The following is a 20,191-nucleotide window of genomic DNA, read 5'->3' on the forward strand; positions in this document are numbered from 1 at the left end:
CATGGCGCAGCTCTGATTGCGCTGGCTCTCAGCGCAATGGGAGTCTACTGCGATCACGTTCGGCCAGGGTCTGCGAGGCCAACCGGTAAAATTGAGTTAGCCTTGGCACCCACTCTGTTCACTCGAAGGATCGGACCATGAAGATCATCCGCAGCAAATCGTTCACTGGCGAGCGTGCCTGGGCCGCGCTGGACATCGCCAGCATGAACGGCATCACCACGCGGCTGCACTGGACCGATCAGCCCTACAAGTGGCACGTCAACGATGGCGAGGAAGTGTTCGTGGTGCTCGATGGCCAGGTGCAGATGCGTTATCGCGAAGAGGGGGTGGAGCGGGAAGCCTTGCTGGAGGTGGGTGACATTTTTCATGCCTCGGTCGGCACTGAGCATGTGGCGCATCCGCTAGGACCGGCCCGGATATTGGTGATCGAATCGGAAGGGAGTGTCTGACGCTATATGAGTGATATCGATAAGATATAGAGATATTACCCGTTATATAGATATTCTATTCGGATCTAACATGGGCTCTACCTCACGAGAGGACAGGAGTTCGCCATGACATGCGCCAATAGCATCAAGCCCGGAATCAAACCTTTCAGTCATTTGCAGCATCCCCGTGAGGTGATCCGCCAGTTCACCCCCAACTGGTTCGCGGCCACCATGGGCACCGGCGTGCTGGCGTTGGCACTGGCGCAATTGCCGGTCGCCATACCTGCCTTGCACGCCTTTGCCGAAGCCCTCTGGCTGTTCAATATCGCTCTGTTCCTGCTGTTTACCGCGGTATACACGGCGCGTTGGGTGCTGTTTTTCGACGAGGCGCGGCGGATATTCGGTCATTCCACGGTCTCGATGTTTTTCGGCACCATCCCCATGGGCCTGGCGACCATCATCAATGGCTTCCTGGTATTCGGCCTGCCGCGCTGGGGCGAAGGCGTGATTCATGTCGCCGAGGTGCTGTGGTGGCTGGATGTGGCCATGTCGCTGGCCTGCGGCGTGTTGATTCCCTACATGATGTTCACTCGTCAGGAACACAGCATCGACCAGATGACAGCGGTCTGGCTGTTGCCGGTGGTCGCGGCAGAAGTGGCGGCCGCCAGCGGGGGCTTGTTGGCGCCGCATTTGGCCGACGCTCATTCGCAACTGGTGGTGCTGGTGACCAGTTACGTGCTCTGGGCCTTTTCCCTGCCGGTGGCCTTCAGCATCCTGACCATTCTGTTGCTGCGCATGGCCCTGCATAAACTGCCCCACGAAAACATGGCCGCCTCGAGCTGGCTGGCCCTTGGCCCGATCGGCACTGGTGCGCTGGGCATGCTGGTACTGGGCGGCGATGCACCGCTGATTTTCGCGGCCAACGGTATGCCGGGAGTCGGTGAGATTGCCGCTGGATTGGGTCTGGTGGCCGACATCACCCTGTGGGGCTTCGGCCTGTGGTGGATGCTGATGGCGTTGCTGATCACTGTGCGCTACCTGCGTGCCGGCATTCCCTTCAATCTCGGCTGGTGGGGCTTCACTTTCCCGCTGGGCGTCTATTCTCTGGCGACGTTGAAGCTGGCCAGTACCTTGAACCTGATGTTCTTCAGTGTGTTTGGCTGCGTGCTGGTGGCATTGCTGGCGGTGATGTGGCTGATCGTCGGCAAGCGCACGGTGCTGGGCGCCTGGCGCGGTGAGCTGTTTGTCTCGCCGTGCATTGCCGGATTGAAGAAATAACCGGCAAAGAATTAGGTAAGGTGTGGCCTGGATCGACTTTTGATAATCCAATAAGAATCCAGGCCACTCGCTACCTAACATCAGGGACACATGGAAGATGAGTCACCCCTCACAGTTCACCTTGCTGCGCACCCGGCGCTTCCTGCCGTTCTTCATCACCCAGTCCCTCGGGGCGTTCAACGACAACGTGTTCAAACAGTCGTTGATCCTGGCCATTTTGTACAAGCTGACCATCGAAGGTGACCGCTCGATCTGGGTCAACCTGTGTGCGCTGCTGTTTATCCTGCCGTTTTTCCTGTTCTCGGCCCTGGCCGGGCAATTCGGGGAAAAGTTCGCCAAGGACGCGTTGATCCGCCTGATCAAGCTTGGGGAAATCGCCATCATGGCGGTCGGCGCCGTCGGCTTCATGTTCGATCACCTGTCGTTGATGCTGGTGGCGCTGTTCGCCATGGGCACCCACTCGGCGCTGTTCGGGCCGGTGAAGTACTCGATCCTGCCGCAAGCCCTGCATGAAGATGAGCTGGTCGGCGGCAACGGCCTGGTGGAAATGGGCACCTTCCTGGCGATCCTTGCCGGCACTATTGGCGCCGGGGTCATGATGTCTTCGGCGCATTACGCGCCGGTGGTGTCCATGGCGATCATCGGCACTGCCGTGTTCGGTTACCTGGCCAGTCGCAGCATTCCCCGGGCGGCGGCCGCCACGCCGCAAATGCGCCTGAACTGGAACATTTTCAGCCAGTCCTGGGCCACGTTGAAACTGGGCCTGGGGCAAACGCCGGCGGTGTCACGCTCGATTGTCGGCAACTCGTGGTTCTGGTTTGTCGGGGCGATTTACCTGACGCAGATCCCGGCCTACGCCAAGGAGTGGATGCACGGCGACGAAACCGTGGTGACGCTGATTCTGACGGTGTTCTCGGTCGGTATCGCATTGGGTTCGCTGCTGTGCGAGAAGCTCTCGGGGCGCAAAGTCGAGATTGGCCTGGTGCCGTTCGGATCGTTCGGCCTGACCGTTTTCGGTCTGCTGCTGTGGTGGCATTCCGGCTCAATACCGGACAGCGCCACCGGCCATGGCTGGATCGAGATCCTCGGTTTCGGCCACGCCTGGCTGGTGCTGCTCGACATCCTCGGCCTGGGCGTCTTCGGCGGTTTCTACATCGTGCCGCTGTACGCGCTGATCCAGTCACGTACCGCGGAGAACGAACGGGCGCGGGTGATTGCCGCCAATAACATCCTCAATGCGTTGTTCATGGTGGTGTCAGCGATTGTCTCGATCGTCTTGCTGAGTGTGGCCGAGCTGTCGATCCCGCAGCTGTTCCTGGTGGTGTCGTTGCTGAACATCGGCGTCAACGCCTACATCTTCAGGATCGTCCCCGAGTTCACCATGCGTTTCATGATCTGGCTGCTCAGCCATTCCATGTACCGCGTCGAGCATCGCAATCTGGATCTGATCCCCGATGAAGGCGCGGCGTTGCTGGTGTGCAACCACGTGTCGTTCGTCGACGCCTTGCTGATTGGCGGCGCGGTGCGCCGGCCGATTCGCTTCGTGATGTATTACAAGATCTACAACCTGCCGGTGCTGAACTTCATCTTCCGTACTGCGGGGACGATTCCGATTGCGGGGCGTCAGGAAGACATCCAGATCTACGAAAAGGCCTTCACGCGCATTGCCCGGTATCTGAAGGACGGTGAATTGGTGTGCATCTTCCCCGAGGGTAAATTGACCGCCGATGGCGAGATCAATGAGTTCAAGGGTGGGTTGACGCGGATTCTCGAAGAGACGCCGGTGCCGGTGATTCCGCTGGCCTTGCAGGGGTTGTGGGGGAGTTTCTTCAGCCGCGATCCGGGCAAGGGACTGTTTCACCGCCTGTGGTCGCGGGTGACATTGGTGGCAGGGCCGGCGGTGGCGGTTGAAGTGGCGGAGCCGGCGAAGTTGCAGGTGTTGGTGGGAGAGTTACGTGGGGCTGTCAGATAGCCGGTGGCTGTGCTGGCCTCTTCGCGAGCAAGCCCGTTCCCACAGGAATCTTGGGTGTACACAAGAAATGTACCCAACACAAAACACTGTGGGAGCGGGCTTGCTCGCGAAAGCGGTGGTGGCTTAAGCGCTGACCTTCAGGCCAACCAACCCGGAAATGATCAACGCCACACTCGCCAACCGCACCAGCGCCATGGATTCGCCAAACAGAATGATCCCGGCGATCACCGTGCCAACGGCGCCGACACCGGTCCAGATTGCATAGGCTGTACCCAGCGGCAATTCCTTCATTGCAAGGCCGAGCAAGCCAAGGCTGATAGCCATGGCCGCAACGGTCAATACAGTGGGGAGCGGGCGGGTGAAGCCGTCGGTGTACTTGAGGCCGACGGCCCAGCCGACTTCGAACAGGCCGGCGAAAAACAGAATGATCCAGGACATGAAGACCTCCATCGTCTGACGGGGTCGTCCCCTGATTAATGACTCGATCGAGCCGCGAGGTCGTCCTCGCGTTGGGCAATATAGTGCCCAGCATTAACCCGGGGATCAAGTTTTCAGATCAAGATCGAGGATCAAGATCGCGAGTCAGTCACTGACCTGTTGCGCCGCCATTTCCCGATCCTGTTTCTCGCTCATGCGGCGGAAATACGTGGAGAGCAATGCCCCGGAAATGTTGTGCCAGACGCTGAACAATGCACTTGGCACTGCCGCCAGCGGCGAGAAGTGTGCACTCGCCAACGCGGCGCCCAACCCGGAGTTCTGCATGCCGACTTCCAGGGCCAGGGACTTGCGCTGGGCCAGAGGCAGCTTGAACAGGCGCCCGGTGAAGTATCCCAGCAGGTAGCCAAAGCTGTTGTGCAGCATGACCACGGCCATGATCAACAGGCCGGACTCGGCAATCTTCGCCTGGCTGGCGGCCACCACTGCGGTGACGATGATCACGATGCTGACCACCGACACCAGCGGCAATACGTCCACGGCGTGGCGAACCTTGTCGCCGAGCACCCGTTGGGCAACCACGCCCAGCACGATCGGCAACAGCACCACTTGCAGGATCGACCAGAACAACTCCATGAACGATACCGGCAACCAGGCCGAGGCCAGCAGCCAGATCAGCGCTGGCGTCAGCAGCGGGGCGAGGAGGGTGGTGACGGCGGCGATGGCCACCGACAGCGCCAGGTCGCCACGGGCCAGCCAGGTCATCACGTTCGACGAGGTGCCGCTTGGGCAGCAGCCGACCAGAATCACGCCGACGGCGATTTCCGGCGGCAAGTGGAACACCTGGCAGAGCAACCACGCCACGCCGGGCATGATCACGAAATGTGCAACCACGCCCAGGGCCACGCGCCATGGATGGCGAGCGACTTCGGCGAAGTCTTCGAGTTTGAGGGTCAGGCCCATGCCGAACATCACCAGCCCGAGCAAGGGCACGATGGCGCCTTTGAGGCCGAGGAACCATGCCGGCTGCAGAAACGCCACGACAGCGAAAATCAGTACCCAGTAAGCGAAGGTGTTGCCGACAAAACGACTCAATGCAGCCAGTGCGCGCATGGCCTGATCCCTTTTATTAAGTAGCACCACAAAACCAAATGTGGGAGCGGGCTTGCTCGCGAAGGCGGAGTATCAGTCAGTATCTATGTCGACTGACACTCCGCCTTCGCGAGCAAGCCCGCTCCCACAGTTTGAGATCACAAGCTTTTAGATCCCCTGCGGAGTCTCTTCGCCACCCAGCGCTTCAACCAGTGCCGGCAGGAAGTCGCCGAAGGTCAGCATCATCAGGGTGAAGCTGGCGTCCAGTTGGCCCAGGGCTTCGTCGCCGCCGTCCTGTTCCGCCTGGTCTTGCAGCAGGTCTTCGAACTTCAGGCGCTTGACCACCATTTTGTCGTCGAGGACGAACGACAGTTTGTCCTGCCAAGCCAGGGACAGTTGGGTGACCACTTTGCCGGTGCTCAGGTGCAGCTGGATTTCTTCGCTGGTCAGGTCCTGGCGCTTGCAGCGCACGATGCCGCCGTCTTCGTGGGTGTCGCGCAGTTCGCACTCGTCCAGCACAAAGAAATCGTCCGCGGCTTTCTGGGTGGTGACCCACTCGGTCATGGTCGCGGTCGGGGACATCTTCACGGTCAGTGGGCGCACCGGCAGGGTGCCGATCACTTCGCGCAGGGTGGATAGCAAGTCTTCGGCGCGTTTCGGGCTGGCCGAGTTGACCAGGATCAGGCCCTGTTTCGGCGCGATGGCGGCGAAGGTCGACGAGCGGCGGATAAAGGCGCGAGGCAGGAAGGCCTGGATGATTTCATCCTTGATCTGATCGCGCTCCTTCTTATAGACCTTGCGCATTTGCTCGGCTTCGATCTCTTCGACCTTTTCCTTGACCGCGTCACGCACGACGCTGCCCGGCAAAATACGTTCTTCCTTGCGCGCGGACACCAGCAGGAAGTCACCGCTGACGTGTACCAGTGGCGCATCTTCGCCTTTGCCGAACGGCGCGACGAAACCGTAGGTGGTCAACTCCTGGCTTGCACATGGGCGCGCCAGTTTGGTGGCCAGTGCAGTTTCCAACGCCTCGGCATCAACAGGCAGATCTTGGGTCAGGCGATAGATAAGCAGGTTTTTGAACCACATGGGGTGAGTCTCTCCTTTATACAAAGGGGGGCATTATTGTCTTCGCCGTGCCATAGGCCAACCTTTCTCTAAGCCTTTGGAAGGGCTGAGAAAATTATTTTAAAAAGTGCTTGCCAGAGGTTGGGTCGCTCCGTAGAATGCGCGCCACACCGAAGCGAAGGGTGATTAGCTCAGCTGGGAGAGCGTCTGCCTTACAAGCAGAATGTCGGCGGTTCGATCCCGTCATCACCCACCATTCGTTTCAAGTGTTACGCGCAGCGGTAGTTCAGTCGGTTAGAATACCGGCCTGTCACGCCGGGGGTCGCGGGTTCGAGTCCCGTCCGCTGCGCCATATTCGGTAACCTGGAACACTGAACGCCAGGTCACCACGGAAAAGCCCGCTTAGGCGGGTTTTTTTCTGCCTCAAGTTTCACTGTTGTTCCTGTGGGTTGCATCGTTTCACCGGTTTTTAGATTTTTTTGAAAAAACTTCAAATAAATCAACACTTTATAAAAACCTGTGGCATAATGTGCCCCGCAACGAAGGTAAAGGGTGATTAGCTCAGCTGGGAGAGCGTCTGCCTTACAAGCAGAATGTCGGCGGTTCGATCCCGTCATCACCCACCACTTACTTTCAACGCTACGCGCAGCGGTAGTTCAGTCGGTTAGAATACCGGCCTGTCACGCCGGGGGTCGCGGGTTCGAGTCCCGTCCGCTGCGCCATATTCGGTAACCTGGAACACTGAACGCCAGGTCACCACAGAAAGCCCGCCTTGTGCGGGCTTTTTGCTGTTCGGGATTTGGCTTTCCTCGCTCTCTGTAGGAGCGAGCCAGCTCGCGAAGGTCGTGAACGATAACGCGTAAATTCAGATACCCAGCGGCGCCCATGGCTTCTTCGCGAGCAATCTCGCTCCTACAGTCCGGCATTGCGCCTGTGTCGGTAGTCGCTGACGGCTTCATACACGGCCTTGCGCAGGCGATTGATCCCGCCAATCGGACGGTGCGCCTCGACGCCGAACCAGGGATTGAACGACTGGTTGTCGCATTGCAGGTTCAGCGCCGGTGTATCGAAGTCCTGCGCCGGAACCTTGATCCGCGCCACCGTCTCGAAGGGCGCATCGCCCTCGCTCCACTCAATACTGGTGTCTTCAATCGGCATGTACTTGTTGGCGTCCTGTCGCTGGATTTGCAAGGCGAAACACGCCGGCACCCGGTCGGTCGACAGCTGTTGGTTTAGCGCATTGCGCAGAAAGTTCGGCAACTTGCGATTTTGCTCCGGCAGGTTGTAGGCCGGGCAACTGTCCGGATCGGGCATCACCCGGAACTTCGCATTGGCTTCACCGAATTTGTAGGGTGAAACCGAAAAGTACGTAGTCTGGGTCGGGCTCGACGGGGCAGGGGCCAGTGTCGCCAGGGCAATGAACAGGTGGCGAACCTGCCAGGTGCGTGGATCCCGGCCAGGGAAGAAGGCCATCATTTTTTTACCGTCGGCCTGGGCGGCGACGTTCTGACGGTATTCGGCGACATTACTGACAAAGAAGTTCGGGTGGCTGAACATCACAAAGTCCTGTTCGCTTCGCCCCTGCCGGTCGCTCATCAGTTGCTTGCCCGGCACATCGAACAGTTTGATCGCCATGCCCCGGGCGTCGCGGATGCTGTCGAACTGCGGGTAGGCATTGCCGTTGGACAGGCGCATCGTCGCTTGCCAGGTTTTACCCGGCTCGCTGAACACGCCCTGGCGCAGTTCGCCTGGCAGTTCCGGCAGCACCTGAACTTCGGCCTTCACACAGCCGTGGGCCTTGGCATGGGCGTCGCGCAGGTAGCGGGTGCTTTCGCGGTGCTGATCGACGATGCGTACGGCGGTCTGGATGATGTCCTGGGTCATCGCGGCTTCGTCGTCCGCAATCATCTCCTGCGCCGAGACCGGCCCGCGATGCTGCAAGGCAAACCAGGCGCTGGCCAGGGCCCAACCCAGCACGCCGAGACCCAGCAACCACAGCAACAGCCTGGCAAGGAAGGCGCCCAGGCGCAGCCAGAGAGTTATCAGCATGGGAACGTCCTTTTGACTGGGGCTGTGGTCATGGCAATTGCGCTTCCAGCGGTCCGCCCAGCACTTTCAGGTATTCCAGCAATGCCCAACGCTCTTGCGGCTGCAACCCGCGGCCGATCACGCCATTGCCGAGTTTGCCGGCACGGAATTCATGGCCGCTGTTGTGGTTGCCGGTGATTCGCGTGTCGAACAGGAAACCGTTGGCAAAGGCTTCGGTGCGGTAACCCAGGTGTCCCGGGTCGTATTCGAAAGTGCCTTTATAGAACGTGGTCGCACGCTCATCCTGAGGCGACAGTAATTGATAAAGGCTCGGTACCGAGCCGTTGTGCAGGAACGGCGCTGTCGCCCATACACCCGCCAATGGCCTGGCCTTGTACGAACGCAATTCGCGCACGCCGATTGGCAGGCCGAAACCGTCCATTGCAGGACGCTCGGCAGGGGTGACATTGGCGTCTTGATACGCGCGGTCCCGGACAAATGCCGTGACATAGGCCAGCCCCTTGGCCACAGACATCTTGCTCAGGTCCAGCGGTTCGTCGGGTTTTGGCTCGACATCGAGCTTTTCCAGTTCCGCCTGGTTCCATTGCAACGCAGTGAGGTCGAATCGATGGTCGGCGATGTTGTTGGCCGCGCCGGGGTCTGTGCCGATGTAATCCACTGGAAGCATTTTCAGGTGCTGGACGTATCGCCCCTCGCCCTGGCTGGTGCGCGGTACATGACAACCTGCGCAGTTTTCGGCGAACAGGGCGCGGCCCTTGGCTGCCAGGGGTTTGTCGACCGCGCCCAACAGATCTTCCGGCCAGGTCGGAGGTGAGAGCCGTTGCAAGGTTTCTTCGATCAGGTGCAGGTCGCGCACGCGGACACTGGAGGGATAGCGGGCGTCGCCCGTCAGCGGTTGGCCGTTCTTGTCGAAGAAATTCAGCGTGGCGCCGACGCCCAGCGCTTCGCCGATGTTGCGGGCCATCGGTTGTTTCGCCGAGCCGTTCCACTGCACCCATTCGAACGTCCACATGTCCCACAACTGCGGATAATCCACCGGGGCATTGGCCACGCGGTAGTTGTCGGGGGAAATCGCATCACCGAAGCTGGCGTTGGCGATGCGCCCGAAGGCGTCTGTGCGTCCCGGGCCTTCCTCGGTCGGATAGAGCCCGCGATGGGTGTCGTTCCAGGCCACCTTGAGGAACGTATCCAGTGAAGATTTGAAATTTTTGCGCAACTGTGGGTGGCGCGTCTCGTAGTCCTGACCGAGCACGTTGCGTGCGAAGCGCTCGAATTTCCACGGGTTGTAGTAAGTGGAGGCGAGACTGGCCACCAGAGCTTGTCCGAAACTGCCTCCTTTGAGTGTAGGAACACTGGACGGCAGGACATGCTGCGCCGAGCCACCGTCGATACGCACGGCTTGCCCCTTGAAACGCAGTTCACCGGTGTGGCAAGCCGCGCAGGTGATATCCAGAAACACATCCGGGCTCCCCGTATTCTGGTGCCGGGTAAAGCCGGCGGGGAGGTTGCCGGGGTTGTTCGGTGTCGGCTTCTGGCCGGGGTCTACCAGAAAACCGAAGCGGGCGAGGTATTCGGGGGCAGCGAAACGTTGCTGCGAGAAAGGCAGTTCGAGGGCGGTGAACCAGTCGTAGCGCAAGCCTTTGACCTGAGTGCCCTGGGGTGTGAAGTAATAGGTCTCGCGATCGGCGGCGCTCCATTGCTCCAGGTAATGCACCTGTTGTGCAGGCGACCAGGCCGGCAATTTCGGGTTGGCGACGTAATAAAGAACCACGGCCATGACCAGCCCGAGCAGTACTGCGATGAGAACCAGCAAGCGAAAGAAGAGGCGCAAGATGAACATCCTTGTTGAATTAGCATGCCGTTATGCCCGAGCACCCAAGGTGCGGCAAGAGGCCATTACGCCAGATATTGTAGGTTCAGGAATGAGCCTGCGTCGGAACAAGATGAAAGAAGCTTCATCAGCCGAATTGTGAAATGCGTTTAAACACCTGAACTTATCAATTGTTTCCGGCTCTCATGCCGGTAGCCATTGGTCGTGGCGGCCTGATAAGCTCGCGGCTTTACTCGATTGCCCTTTAGGCGCATGAACAAGGAAATAGCATGAAACAGCATCGGTTGGCGGCGGCGGTAGCCCTGGTTGGCCTGGTACTTGCGGGTTGTGATTCGCAGACCAGCGTAGAGCTGAAAACTCCGGCGCAAAAAGCTTCCTACGGCATTGGCCTGAACATGGGCAAGAGCCTGGCTCAGGAAGGCATGGATGACCTGGATTCCAAAGCTGTAGCCCAGGGCATCGAAGACGCCGTCGGCAAGAAAGAGCAGAAGCTCAAAGACGAAGAATTGGTCGAGGCGTTCGCCGCACTGCAAAAGCGTGCCGAAGAGCGCATGGCCAAGATGAGCGAAGAGTCGGCCGCTGCCGGCAAGAAATTCCTCGAAGAAAACGCCAAGAAAGCCGGCGTGACCACCACCGCTTCGGGCTTGCAGTACGAAGTCGTGCAGAAAGCCGATGGCCCTCAGCCAAAGGCGACTGACGTGGTGACCGTTCACTACACCGGCAAGCTGACCAACGGCACCGTATTCGACAGCTCCGTCGAGCGCGGCAGCCCGATCGATCTGCCGGTCAGCGGTGTGATCCCGGGTTGGGTCGAAGGCCTGCAACTGATGCACGTTGGCGAGAAGTACAAACTGTACATCCCTGCTGACCTGGCTTACGGCGCTCAAAGCCCAAGCCCGGCGATTCCGGCCAACTCGGTGCTGGTATTCGACCTGGAACTGCTGGCCATCAAGGATCCGGCAAAAGAAGACGCCGCTGCCCAGTAACCAGCGTCTGCTTCGATAACAACGCCTCGCTTATGCGGGGCGTTGTTGCATCTGGCGTTCGGTACGGGTAAACAAAACGAACAGACGCTCTAGGCCGGAGTCTTAGGCATAGTAGCGTCGGCGGTAGTCGTACAAGACCGCCAAGTCAATGAAATTATAGGTTTTTTTTGATGAGTAAAAAACGCCCGATCTGAACGCAGGCCTTGTAAAACGGGCCTTACAGCGGTGAAAAGCAGCTCTGTTCACAAGGTTATCCACAATTTGTGTGGATAACATTTCAATGGGAGGAATGATGAAAATACCCTGGAATTTCGCTCGTTTCCTGCCACTGGCCGGACGCCTGCTGGCACGTGGCCGATTGCCGACGCTGTTGTTCGCGGTTGCCAGCAAAGGCGCGAGCCAGGGCTATCGACTGGGCAAGCTCAAGGACGACTTGAAGCTGTTGCAGGCACTCTGCCTGGCCTACTGGCGTGGTGAGTATCGAGCCATCAGCCCCAAGGCGCTGGTTTCGGTTGTCGCGGGCCTGATGTATTTCCTCAGTCCGTTGGATGCGATCCCGGATTTCATTCCAGTGTTCGGCATGCTGGATGACATCGCCGTACTGGCATGGCTGATGAAAGTGCTCGATGACGAGCTCAATGCCTTCCGCGCCTGGCGCAAACGGCAGGTGCCGGAGAAGCTCGCGGTGGTCGAGCGTTTGCCTGATACCCCCGAGCAACTGCAACTTCAAGGCCCGAAAAAACACTGAGTCGATTTTGACCTGTTCACAGATTGATGCCCCCCGCGACCTTGGCCGCTGTTAGGATTACACTTCTAGGGAAAAGTGCCGACTCGCTAAGTGTTGTTGTCCTACGGGGTAGTCATGGATATTCAGATAATTACACGCGAAGGCGAGCCCGAATATGCGGTTCTGCCATGGGCTCAGTATCAGGCGTTACTGAAAGCAGCGGGGGTCAAGGAGCAAGCGTCGCCTCAAGCCACGAAGCTTCAGGCGGCAACACCAGACGCGATTCTTCCGGGTCTGGATCAACTACGCAGTTTGCGCGAAGGGAAGGGCATCGCCATCGAGGCGCTGGCCCGCACGGTAGGCATCAGCCCGTCTTACCTGGCCATGATCGAAAGTGGCGAGCGTCTGCCCGACGCCGCGATTCGTCGCAGCCTGGCCTGGGAATTGACGGTGCCGGGGTGGAGGGATGAATCGTGAGCGTACGCATCAGTCGTCAACATTGGGACGGATTGCTGGGCGAACTGGATCAGGCGCGTCGCCAGCGCCATCTGTTGACGTATCGGGCATTACTGGAACGTTTGCAGTTGCCGACTCCGGCCATGCAAACCCTGACGGCGGCCCTTGAGCATCTGGCGGCCCTGGACGCCAGGGCGGAGCAGCCATTGCGCAGTTCACTGGTGATCAGTCAGGGCGCCAGCCGCTTGCCGCGCACCGGATTCTTTGAATGTGTCGAGCGTCTCGGGCGTTTTTCCGGGCCGTCGGACGGCGTTGCCGCCGCGTCCTGGCATGCTTCGGAAGTGGTGCGGGTGTTCGAGTACGAATACCCGGAATCGGCCGAGGCCTGAATGTTTTTACAACTCAAGGCGCGGGCCGGTTACTGGCTCGCGCGCCGATTGTTTCACTGGCCATGGTTTGTCCGTCAGCCACGCGGCTGGCGCTGGCTCGAAGGCCAGTTCGCACGCATGGCCAACCTGGGCGATGTCGGCGCTCAGAGCTTCTATGGGCACATCCTGACGTTTCGCGGCGTCGGCCTCGGTGCTCGTGAGGAGGGCGTGCGTTTATTGCGCCTGGCGGCCTTGGCGGGCGATGGCAAGGCGGCGTATCAAGTGGGCGTGATCAGTCTGGCCGGGACGGCGAGCAAGGCACCGGACCCGGTCGAAGCGGCGCGATTCTGGGAAATCGCGGCGAAGGCCGGGCATCCGTTGGCTCCGATCAAGTTGCACGCATTGCAGGCTCATCATCTTGGTCACTGATTTCTCAGGTTTCGACAAGCAAACAGGTTGACCTGACAGCCGTGGGGAGCCCTTCGGCAACTGTCAGATCGGGTCTGAGTTACACCAGACTCACCTGTCCTGATTATTTATTAGTCGTGAGAATTCATTGAGTACCCTTGTCTTGTTGCTGTTGTATGCACGGATTGTGTATTGAGCGATATCATAAGGATGCGCTTCCATGTCTACTGGGTAGATTTTGTTGTATTTTTCGGAGTAAAGAAAGTTTTTGCCTTGTATATCTTGATGGTAGAGATCTTTTTTTTCCATTTCATGAAATGCATCTAGTAGTGCATCTGCAGCGTGTGCGGGCAAAGTGTTTTCTTTAATTCTGTTCAGTGGGATTCCGTCTAGTTTTATCATCTTAAGATAGGCGCTGCCGTTCTCAATAATTGCTGTTGCAGAGCCTGGTCCGTAATAGGTGTTAAAGCCTCTTTCTTCGGGTTTTACATAAGAGGGGATTTCAATGGCGTCTCTCACGCCATGGAATTTTTTGTAAACATGCCTGCCATCCTTGCTTTCATAAATTGCTCCATAACCACCTCCATCGATAGGATCGCGATCACCTATGTCTGCCGAAACCGAAATGACGTTATCCCCATTGGCTCCGACCGCTAGTTGCAACTGCTCCATTGATTTTTCAAGAGGTTCAAACAAACGGTTGTTCTCAGGCTCGCTTGTGAGTAGTTGTGTGGTAAGAGATTCTACGAGAGAGAGAGAGGGTTGTGTCGGTGCAAGCGCATTTTCTTGTGAAGGATGGTTTACCAAAGATTGGTTTTCGGTAGGGCTATTATCACGCTCACGCCTGATCATCCGCCCATCTATATCTTCAAAAGTCAGCGGGTTGTTTCTCACCATCCGATACAAGTTCAATCCATCCACCGTTTCCATCGGATCCGAACTTAACCAGCGCCCCGCCCAAGGCTGATAATAGCGATAGCCATAGTAATACAAGCCTGTGGCATCGCACTCTTTGCCTGAGTAGCGGTGGGTTTTGTAATCGGCTTCAATCTGGCTTCGTGATGTCCATACGGCGGTGCCGCCATATGGGTAGTATTCTTCCAGGCTGATTATGTTCCCGGCTCCGTCGATCTCCAGTCCGCTGCTACCCACCAGGTTGGTGTAGCTGTATCGGAGCTGGTCGTTGCTGGCGGTATCCCGTTTGCCACTTTCCCAGTGCAGCATCCGCACCTGGGCTCGTCCAGCCTCGCCCAGCGTTATGACATGCACGCTTTCTTCTTTCGCGCTGCCGCTTATCGTGCTGCGCAGATCAAGCCCTGGCAGGTACACCACGCGCTGTATCTGCTGGCTGCCTGCGGTTTTTTGCGTGCTGATCTTTATTGCCCGCTGGCTGTCCGCACCGTAGCGATATCGTTCGTTATCACTGGGTTCGCCATCACGAGTGACTGGAGTCACTTGCAGTAATTCGCCGCGCCCTGTCCAGACAAGTTGCTGCCCTGGTTGCAACTGGTGCTGATGTCCGCCGATGCTGAAATACTTTTCTACTTGCGCAGGGTCGGTGGTCAGACTGTCCAGCACTGCGCGGTTACTACTATTGGAGACCGTTATACGGGTGGTGTAATTATGATTTAAGGCCGGAGCGCAGTGGCGGATCTGGGTCAGGTTGCCACCATCATCATAAGTGTAGTGACGGGTATAGGCGGTGAAGTTGCTCTGGTCTGTGGGAAGGGGGCCGGAGAGGCCAGGCTGGCTGTTTTTCTGCTGTGTGATTGCGACTGTTTCCCGGCCGGTGGCGCTGATCAGTTGGTAGAGGCTGTCGTAAGTGCAGGTGTTTTCCGGGACTATTTTTTGATTGCGCCAGAACCGGGTAGCTTCGGCATCATTGGTGATGCGCAGCACGTTGCCAACAGGGTCATACATGTAGCGCAGGTCTTGCAGAACTTTTGCACCGCCTGCGTGGCCGAGGGGACGCTCTGTCCTGATACCGGTAAGGCGTTGCGTTTGCGGTTCATACGTATAGGTGGTCAGCACTCCATTGCCATGTTCTTCCCGTAGCTTCTGCCCTGTCGCCGAGTATGTCAGGGATTTCACGATAATCTGCTCCACCCCTCCTTTCAGTGTCAGCCAACTGCCTTGTAACAGGCCGGTCACGTCATAGGCCAATCGCTGAACATGCCCCATCGCGTCTGTGGTGGTCAGCACCATGCCGGTGGCATCTGCGGTACTCTTCGTGACGTAGGCTTCTGGCGCCAGATGGCCATTCCAGTCGGATTCCCCGTTGCCCTGCCAATCGGCACCTGCGTCATCCGGCAACAGTTGCCGTGTAACCGACTGAGGCCGGCCGGTTAACGTCATACTCTCGGTTTTGCTGAGTCCGACCGTGTCGTAATGACAAACGCGTTGCCCGGCCAGATTCAAGTCTTGCTCTACCGGACTGTTGCCGGCCCAGACAAAGCGTTCCGTGATACAAGGTTCCTGGCCGGAAACTTGTTCGGTGATACCCAGCAAGTGGCCAGATAGCGTGTTTTCTTCGTACTGCCAGGTACGCATGACACCCGTGGCATTGACGGCCAGTGCCGGCCGGCCTGCGCTGTCGTTCAGTGTGACTGCGTTGCCGGAGTCCACGCTGTCAGTGCCTGTCACGCTACCGGTCAGGCTGGTCAGGTAGGTGAAGTTCGGTTTCACCCTGGTATACGACTGCTTGAGGGCGTACAGCCTCGGGTCAATACTCTGGGTCAGATGACCTCGGGAATCAAAACTGCGGCGGGTAATTCGTGCTTCGGTAACCGTCGGTGAGCCTGGGAGACGGTGATAGTCGATGGTGCGCACCGCAAGTCCGCGGTTATCTATCGACGTGATCAGTGGGGTGTTCCGGTGTAAATCCTCATCAGTGCTGCGCATGCGTAATCCCTCGCTGGCGGAAAGTGTCAGACCGCTAGAATTCTGGATAGCAAGATCTGCCAGACGCAGTTCTTTTCTACCAGATCGGTCTGAGCACACTGTAGTGCGATCCACCACTTCTTCCAAACCTCGGGGAGAGGGGGATGCCGGTCATGGACATCAACGTTGCCCGGCAACCCGTGATTCTTCGATAGCCCGTACCACCAGGCTATCAATCACATGCACGCTATAGCCCTGCACATTCTTCGCATGGTGCTTGGCCTGTGATGCCATCTCGGCCAACTGGCTCGCATCGAGTTGTCCACAGGCCTGTGGATGCAAATGCACCACGCCGATCGACAGCGACAACAGCGCAAACTCCTGGCGCTGACCCTGGCGATTCGGTGCGATGAAACAGCCAGCTTCCAGGTGTTCGCTGCGGTAGAAGCGCCGGCACTGGCTCTGGAAGTCGTCGAGCAACTGGTTCAAGCGTTTGCGCCAGTCTTCCGGGCTGAGCACCAGTAGGAAATCATCGCCGCCGATATGGCCGACAAAGTCGCGGGACGGGTCGACGCGGTCGTTCAGGCATTGCGCCAGGCACAGCAGGACTTCGTCGCCGCGACCATAGCCATAGATGTCGTTGAAGGGTTTGAAGCTATCAATGTCCACGTAGCAGATCACCGATTCCCGTCGCTGTTGCAGCAGCCGCGTCAGGCATTGCTGGATCGGCACGTTGCCCGGAAGCAAGGTCAGCGGGTTGGCATAGCGGGCCTGCTGGATCTTCAGTTCGGTGATCAGCTTGAGCACGTCAATTACCCGGCCCAACCCCAGATAACCGCCGTTGAGGGTGATGATGAAGTCTTCTTCGATGCGCTGGCGGGCACGGCTGGTGATCAGGCGGCTGACTTGTTGCAGGGACTGGCTCAGTTCGACGGCGAGGAAGTCATCGTTCATCAGGCGGCTGATGGGCTTGCGGGCGAACAGGTCGGTGGCAAAGGGCTTGAGCAGGGCGTCGGAGAGCGAATGACGATGGACGATGCCGCAGGGCTGACCCTGTTCATCCAGGACTGCCAGCGAGTTCAGGTTGGCCTGGCGACGAAAGGCTTCGAGCACCGTGGCGGTCGGGGTGTCCCGGTTCACCGCGGGCAGCTCGTTGAGCAGGGCGCTGAGGTCGCTGCCGTCTTCGCTCAGGACAACGGCGCTGCTGTCCTGTCGGGGCATCAATGCCCGGGCATCCCGTGGCGGGTGTTCCTGGGGGCGGCAGAGCAGATAGCCCTGCACCAGGTCCACGCCCATTTCGGTCAGCACCGTGAGTTCTTCGTGGAGCTCGATACCTTCGGCGATGACTTGCGCCCGCGAGGCCTTGGCGATTTGCAGGATCGAGCCGACGAACTCGCGCTTGAGCGCGTCCTGATGAATACCGTCAATGAAGTGCCGGTCGATTTTCACGTAATCGGGCCGCAGTTCGGACCACAAGCGCAAACTCGAATAGCCCGCCCCCAGATCATCCAGTGCAATCGAAAACCCCATCGCCCGATAGTGATGCAGGGCGGTTTGCAACAGCTGGAAGTCATCCGTCGGCGTCTGTTCCGTGAGCTCGATGACCACCTGACTCGGCGCAATGCCGAAGTCCTGCAGCAATTGCAGGGTGCGCCCCGGTTGATGGGCCGCTTCGAGCAGGGACTCCGGGGATACGTTGAGGAACAACATGCCAGGCAGTTGTTGCTCATTGAAGCGTCGGCAAGCGCTTTCACGGCAGGCAATTTCCAGCTCGCTCAGGCGTCCGGCCTGGCGGGCGACGGCGAACAGGGCGACAGGGGAGTGCAGTGGGCTGTTGGAGGGGCCGCGACTGAGGGCTTCGTAGCCGAGAATGCGCCGCTCAGAGAGGCTGATGATCGGTTGGAACAGGCTGTGCAAACCGCTTTGACTCAGGATCGAGCTCAAGGCACTCAGCTGTTCGGTTGTGGTCATGGCGATCTCTGGCGATAAAAAAAGGACCGGGCGTGCCCTTGGTAAAAAGAGCACGCCCGGTCCTTTATTTCACGACAGAGTGATGACTGTTTGATGACGCTCCGGGGAGCGTCAACATTAAATTGCCATCAGTTGCTTGTGAAAACTCAGTGCTTGGCCACTGCTGTGTTGAGTTTCAGGTAGTCCAGCAGAATACGCCCGGTTTCGCTGAGGTAGGCGTCGTCTTCCGGTTTGGTCTTGTCATCCTCGGCCGCAATAGCGTCCTCGTCTTCTTTCTTCAGCTCTTTGAGCGGTTCTTCGCCCTTGGCCTTGCGACGGATGTTTTCCATGGTCAGCTGTTTGGCTTCGATGTCGGCGTGCTGGGCACGACGCTCGACTTCATTGAGGCTGACGGTTTTCTCGGTCATCAGCTTCTGCGCCAGGGCCAGCTTGTCGCGGATGAACACGAACTCCGCATCCTTGGCCGTACGCACGTCATGCTCGGACTGGAGCTGCGAAATGTACGGCTTGAATGGGTCGAGCGCAGGCTTGATCGCCGCCTTGATGGTGTCCCATGGCATGGCTTCCGGCAGGGCGCTTTCACCGATTTCCTTGGTGTCGATGAGCGACGGGTAATCGATGTCCGGCAAGACGCCCTGATGCTGGGTGCTCTGCCCGGAAACCCGGTAGAACTTGGCCAGGGTCAGTTTCAGTTCGCCATGGTTGAGCGGCTGAATGGTCTGCACGGTGCCTTTGCCGAAGGTCTGACCGCCGATGATCAATGCGCGGTGGTAGTCCTGCATGGCGCCGGCAAAAATCTCCGAAGCCGAGGCGGACAGACGGTTGACCAGCAACGCCATCGGGCCTTTGTAGAACGCGCCCGGGTTTTCATCTTCCAGGACATCGACGCGGCCATCGGCGTTACGCACGAGCACGGTCGGGCCTTTGTCGATGAACAGGCTGGTCAGCTCGGTGGCCTCTTGCAGGGAACCGCCGCCGTTGTTGCGCAGGTCGATGACCACGCCGTCGACTTTCTCTTTCTGCAACTCGGTCAGCAGTTTCTTGACGTCGCGGGTGGTGCTCTTGTAATCCGGGTCGCCAGCACGGAAGGCCTTGAAGTCCAGATAGAACGCCGGGATTTCGATAATGCCGAGCTTGTAGTCCTTGCCGTCCTGCTTCAGGTTCAAGACCGATTTTTTCACGGCCTGATCTTCAAGCTTCACCGCTTCACGGGTGATCGGCACGATCTTGGTGGTCTGGTCGTTCGGCGCGTTGCTGGCCGGGATGACTTCCAGGCGCACCACGGTGCCCTTCGGACCACGGATCAGCTTGACCACTTCGTCCAGGCGCCAGCCCACTACATCGACCATTTCCTTGTTGCCCTGGGCAACGCCGATGATCTTGTCGGCCGGTGCGACCTGCTTGGTCTTGTCCGCCGGACCTGCCGGCACCAGGCGCACGACTTTCACCTGGTCGTTATCGCTCTGCAACACGGCGCCGATGCCCTCGAGGGACAGGCTCATGTTGATGTCGAAGTTCTCCGCGTTATCCGGCGACAGATAGTTGGTGTGCGGGTCGTAGGACATGGCGAAGGTGTTGATGTACGCCTGGAAGATGTCTTCTGCGCGGGTCTGGTCCAGGCGCGCCAACTGGTTCTTGTAGCGCTTGGTCAGGGTTTCCTGGATCTGCTTGGAATCCTTGCCGGCGATCTTCTGACGCAGGACTTCGTCCTTGACGCGTTTGCGCCACAGGTCGTCAAGTTCTGCGGTGGATTTGAGCCAAGGGGCGTCCTTGCGGTCGATCAGCAAGGTTTCCTTGGTGGTGAAGTCGATCTTGTCGACGCCCTTGTTCAGCTCGGCAAGGGCGAAGTCCAGACGCGCCTTTACGCGGTCCAGGTAGCGCTTGTAGATGGTGAACCCGGCGTTCAGGTCGCCGCTCTTGAGGAAATCGTCGAACTGCGTCTTCCACTTGTCGAATTCGGCAATGTCGCTGGCCATGAAGTAGCTGCGCGACGGATCCAGCAGCTTGAGGTAGCTGTCGTAGATGATCACCGAGCGTGCGTCATCGAGTGGCGGCTTGCTGTAGTGGTGGCGCTTGAGCAACTCCACGACGTTCAGGCTGGCGATCACTTCGTCACGATCGGGTTGAAGCTTGTCCCAGCTATTGGCTGCGAAAGTATTGCTCGACATCGGCAGCAAGCCGATACCGATGAATAAGGCGAGGGCAGTGCTGGGGAACAGATGCTTCATGCTGATTCGACGCG

The 20,191-nt window shown here is 58.5% G+C and carries 17 protein-coding genes and 4 tRNA genes; 13 read left to right on the forward strand and 8 right to left on the reverse strand.

Going from position 1 to position 20,191, the window contains the following annotated elements:
* The first annotated feature begins 137 nt into the window (after positions 1-137).
* The 3 genes from KGB28_RS10740 to KGB28_RS10750 all read left to right on the forward strand — a co-directional run bounded on the left by KGB28_RS10740 (position 138) and on the right by KGB28_RS10750 (position 3,678).
* On the forward strand, positions 138-449 hold the full coding sequence (locus tag KGB28_RS10740; RefSeq protein WP_095945939.1) for a cupin domain-containing protein: 312 nt from the start codon (positions 138-140) through the stop codon (positions 447-449).
* 105 nt (positions 450-554) lie between these two features.
* Positions 555-1,706: a TDT family transporter gene (locus KGB28_RS10745; protein ID WP_223444822.1), complete on the forward strand. Its 1,152-nt coding sequence runs from the start codon at positions 555-557 to the stop codon at positions 1,704-1,706.
* A 97-nt stretch (positions 1,707-1,803) separates the two neighbouring features.
* The gene (locus KGB28_RS10750; protein WP_223444823.1) at positions 1,804-3,678 is read left to right on the forward strand and encodes an MFS transporter; all 1,875 of its coding nucleotides are present in this window, start codon (positions 1,804-1,806) and stop codon (positions 3,676-3,678) included.
* A gap of 123 nt (positions 3,679-3,801) precedes the next feature.
* Here KGB28_RS10750 and sugE read toward each other — a convergent pair whose 3' ends face one another.
* The 3 genes from sugE to rdgC all read right to left on the reverse strand — a co-directional run bounded on the left by sugE (position 3,802) and on the right by rdgC (position 6,294).
* A complete protein-coding gene (gene sugE, locus KGB28_RS10755; protein WP_007977599.1) occupies positions 3,802-4,116 on the reverse strand; it encodes a quaternary ammonium compound efflux SMR transporter SugE in 315 nt (104 codons plus the stop codon).
* 144 nt (positions 4,117-4,260) lie between these two features.
* The gene (locus KGB28_RS10760) at positions 4,261-5,226 is read right to left on the reverse strand and encodes a bile acid:sodium symporter family protein (protein WP_150753361.1); all 966 of its coding nucleotides are present in this window, start codon (positions 5,224-5,226) and stop codon (positions 4,261-4,263) included.
* Between the two features lie 147 nt (positions 5,227-5,373).
* A complete protein-coding gene (gene rdgC / locus KGB28_RS10765; RefSeq protein ID WP_007969735.1) occupies positions 5,374-6,294 on the reverse strand; it encodes a recombination-associated protein RdgC in 921 nt (306 codons plus the stop codon).
* Positions 6,295-6,453: 159 nt separating this feature from the next.
* Between rdgC and KGB28_RS10770 the strand changes: the two genes are divergently transcribed.
* The 4 genes from KGB28_RS10770 to KGB28_RS10785 all read left to right on the forward strand — a co-directional run bounded on the left by KGB28_RS10770 (position 6,454) and on the right by KGB28_RS10785 (position 6,995).
* Positions 6,454-6,529 (forward strand) — tRNA-Val (locus KGB28_RS10770).
* 19 nt (positions 6,530-6,548) lie between these two features.
* Positions 6,549-6,625, forward strand: a tRNA-Asp gene (locus KGB28_RS10775).
* A gap of 198 nt (positions 6,626-6,823) precedes the next feature.
* Positions 6,824-6,899, forward strand: a tRNA-Val gene (locus KGB28_RS10780).
* A gap of 19 nt (positions 6,900-6,918) precedes the next feature.
* Positions 6,919-6,995: transfer RNA gene (locus tag KGB28_RS10785), tRNA-Asp, on the forward strand.
* A gap of 190 nt (positions 6,996-7,185) precedes the next feature.
* Here the strand turns inward: KGB28_RS10785 and KGB28_RS10790 are convergent.
* Positions 7,186-8,322 (reverse strand): catalase family protein, encoded by a 1,137-nt coding sequence (locus KGB28_RS10790; protein ID WP_223444825.1) that lies wholly within the window; start codon positions 8,320-8,322, stop codon positions 7,186-7,188.
* Between the two features lie 28 nt (positions 8,323-8,350).
* Positions 8,351-10,153 (reverse strand): di-heme-cytochrome C peroxidase, encoded by a 1,803-nt coding sequence (locus tag KGB28_RS10795; RefSeq protein WP_223444827.1) that lies wholly within the window; start codon positions 10,151-10,153, stop codon positions 8,351-8,353.
* Between the two features lies 1 nt (position 10,154).
* Between KGB28_RS10795 and KGB28_RS10800 the strand changes: the two genes are divergently transcribed.
* The 6 genes from KGB28_RS10800 (at position 10,155) to KGB28_RS10825 (ending at position 13,119) form a co-directional block, all read left to right on the forward strand.
* Positions 10,155-10,295 carry a hypothetical protein gene (locus KGB28_RS10800; RefSeq protein ID WP_223444829.1) on the forward strand — a complete coding sequence of 47 codons (141 nt, stop codon included), beginning with the start codon at positions 10,155-10,157 and terminating at the stop codon, positions 10,293-10,295.
* Positions 10,296-10,422: 127 nt separating this feature from the next.
* Positions 10,423-11,139 (forward strand): FKBP-type peptidyl-prolyl cis-trans isomerase, encoded by a 717-nt coding sequence (locus tag KGB28_RS10805; RefSeq protein ID WP_223444831.1) that lies wholly within the window; start codon positions 10,423-10,425, stop codon positions 11,137-11,139.
* Positions 11,140-11,431: 292 nt separating this feature from the next.
* Positions 11,432-11,887, forward strand: coding sequence for a YkvA family protein (locus tag KGB28_RS10810; RefSeq protein ID WP_150724568.1), 456 nt, complete (start codon positions 11,432-11,434; stop codon positions 11,885-11,887).
* 114 nt (positions 11,888-12,001) lie between these two features.
* Positions 12,002-12,343 (forward strand): helix-turn-helix transcriptional regulator, encoded by a 342-nt coding sequence (locus tag KGB28_RS10815; RefSeq protein WP_150724569.1) that lies wholly within the window; start codon positions 12,002-12,004, stop codon positions 12,341-12,343.
* Positions 12,340-12,711: a hypothetical protein gene (locus tag KGB28_RS10820; RefSeq protein ID WP_007898892.1), complete on the forward strand. Its 372-nt coding sequence runs from the start codon at positions 12,340-12,342 to the stop codon at positions 12,709-12,711. Before KGB28_RS10815 ends, KGB28_RS10820 begins: the two co-directional genes overlap by 4 nt.
* Positions 12,712-13,119, forward strand: coding sequence for a sel1 repeat family protein (locus KGB28_RS10825; RefSeq protein WP_223444838.1), 408 nt, complete (start codon positions 12,712-12,714; stop codon positions 13,117-13,119).
* 90 nt (positions 13,120-13,209) lie between these two features.
* On the opposite strand, the gene KGB28_RS10830 is transcribed toward KGB28_RS10825, so the two are convergent.
* The 3 genes from KGB28_RS10830 to KGB28_RS10840 all read right to left on the reverse strand — a co-directional run bounded on the left by KGB28_RS10830 (position 13,210) and on the right by KGB28_RS10840 (position 20,177).
* On the reverse strand, positions 13,210-15,999 hold the full coding sequence (locus KGB28_RS10830; RefSeq protein ID WP_223444840.1) for an RHS repeat domain-containing protein: 2,790 nt from the start codon (positions 15,997-15,999) through the stop codon (positions 13,210-13,212).
* Positions 16,000-16,158: 159 nt separating this feature from the next.
* The gene (locus tag KGB28_RS10835) at positions 16,159-17,949 is read right to left on the reverse strand and encodes a bifunctional diguanylate cyclase/phosphodiesterase (protein WP_223444842.1); all 1,791 of its coding nucleotides are present in this window, start codon (positions 17,947-17,949) and stop codon (positions 16,159-16,161) included.
* 146 nt (positions 17,950-18,095) lie between these two features.
* A complete protein-coding gene (locus KGB28_RS10840) occupies positions 18,096-20,177 on the reverse strand; it encodes a carboxy terminal-processing peptidase (protein WP_191624999.1) in 2,082 nt (693 codons plus the stop codon).
* Between the last annotated feature and the right edge of the window lie 14 nt (positions 20,178-20,191).

It is taken from the genome of Pseudomonas sp. BF-R-19, assembly GCF_019956445.1.
Classification (GTDB): domain Bacteria; phylum Pseudomonadota; class Gammaproteobacteria; order Pseudomonadales; family Pseudomonadaceae; genus Aquipseudomonas; species Aquipseudomonas fluorescens_BH.

Bases quoted from the DNA above. Each gene is read 5' to 3' on its own strand.
- KGB28_RS10815 (WP_150724569.1), top strand. From the start codon at position 12,002: ATGGATATTCAGATAATTACACGCGAAGGCGAGCCCGAATATGCGGTT.
- KGB28_RS10740 (WP_095945939.1), top strand. From the start codon at position 138: ATGAAGATCATCCGCAGCAAATCGTTCACTGGCGAGCGTGCCTGGGCC.
- KGB28_RS10750 (WP_223444823.1), top strand. From the start codon at position 1,804: ATGAGTCACCCCTCACAGTTCACCTTGCTGCGCACCCGGCGCTTCCTG.
- KGB28_RS10840 (WP_191624999.1), bottom strand. From the start codon at position 20,177: ATGAAGCATCTGTTCCCCAGCACTGCCCTCGCCTTATTCATCGGTATC.
- KGB28_RS10810 (WP_150724568.1), top strand. From the start codon at position 11,432: ATGAAAATACCCTGGAATTTCGCTCGTTTCCTGCCACTGGCCGGACGC.
- KGB28_RS10825 (WP_223444838.1), top strand. From the start codon at position 12,712: ATGTTTTTACAACTCAAGGCGCGGGCCGGTTACTGGCTCGCGCGCCGA.
- sugE (WP_007977599.1), bottom strand. From the start codon at position 4,116: ATGTCCTGGATCATTCTGTTTTTCGCCGGCCTGTTCGAAGTCGGCTGG.
- KGB28_RS10760 (WP_150753361.1), bottom strand. From the start codon at position 5,226: ATGCGCGCACTGGCTGCATTGAGTCGTTTTGTCGGCAACACCTTCGCT.
- KGB28_RS10830 (WP_223444840.1), bottom strand. From the start codon at position 15,999: ATGCGCAGCACTGATGAGGATTTACACCGGAACACCCCACTGATCACG.
- KGB28_RS10835 (WP_223444842.1), bottom strand. From the start codon at position 17,949: ATGACCACAACCGAACAGCTGAGTGCCTTGAGCTCGATCCTGAGTCAA.
- KGB28_RS10805 (WP_223444831.1), top strand. From the start codon at position 10,423: ATGAAACAGCATCGGTTGGCGGCGGCGGTAGCCCTGGTTGGCCTGGTA.
- rdgC (WP_007969735.1), bottom strand. From the start codon at position 6,294: ATGTGGTTCAAAAACCTGCTTATCTATCGCCTGACCCAAGATCTGCCT.
- KGB28_RS10790 (WP_223444825.1), bottom strand. From the start codon at position 8,322: ATGCTGATAACTCTCTGGCTGCGCCTGGGCGCCTTCCTTGCCAGGCTG.
- KGB28_RS10745 (WP_223444822.1), top strand. From the start codon at position 555: ATGACATGCGCCAATAGCATCAAGCCCGGAATCAAACCTTTCAGTCAT.
- KGB28_RS10800 (WP_223444829.1), top strand. From the start codon at position 10,155: ATGAACATCCTTGTTGAATTAGCATGCCGTTATGCCCGAGCACCCAAG.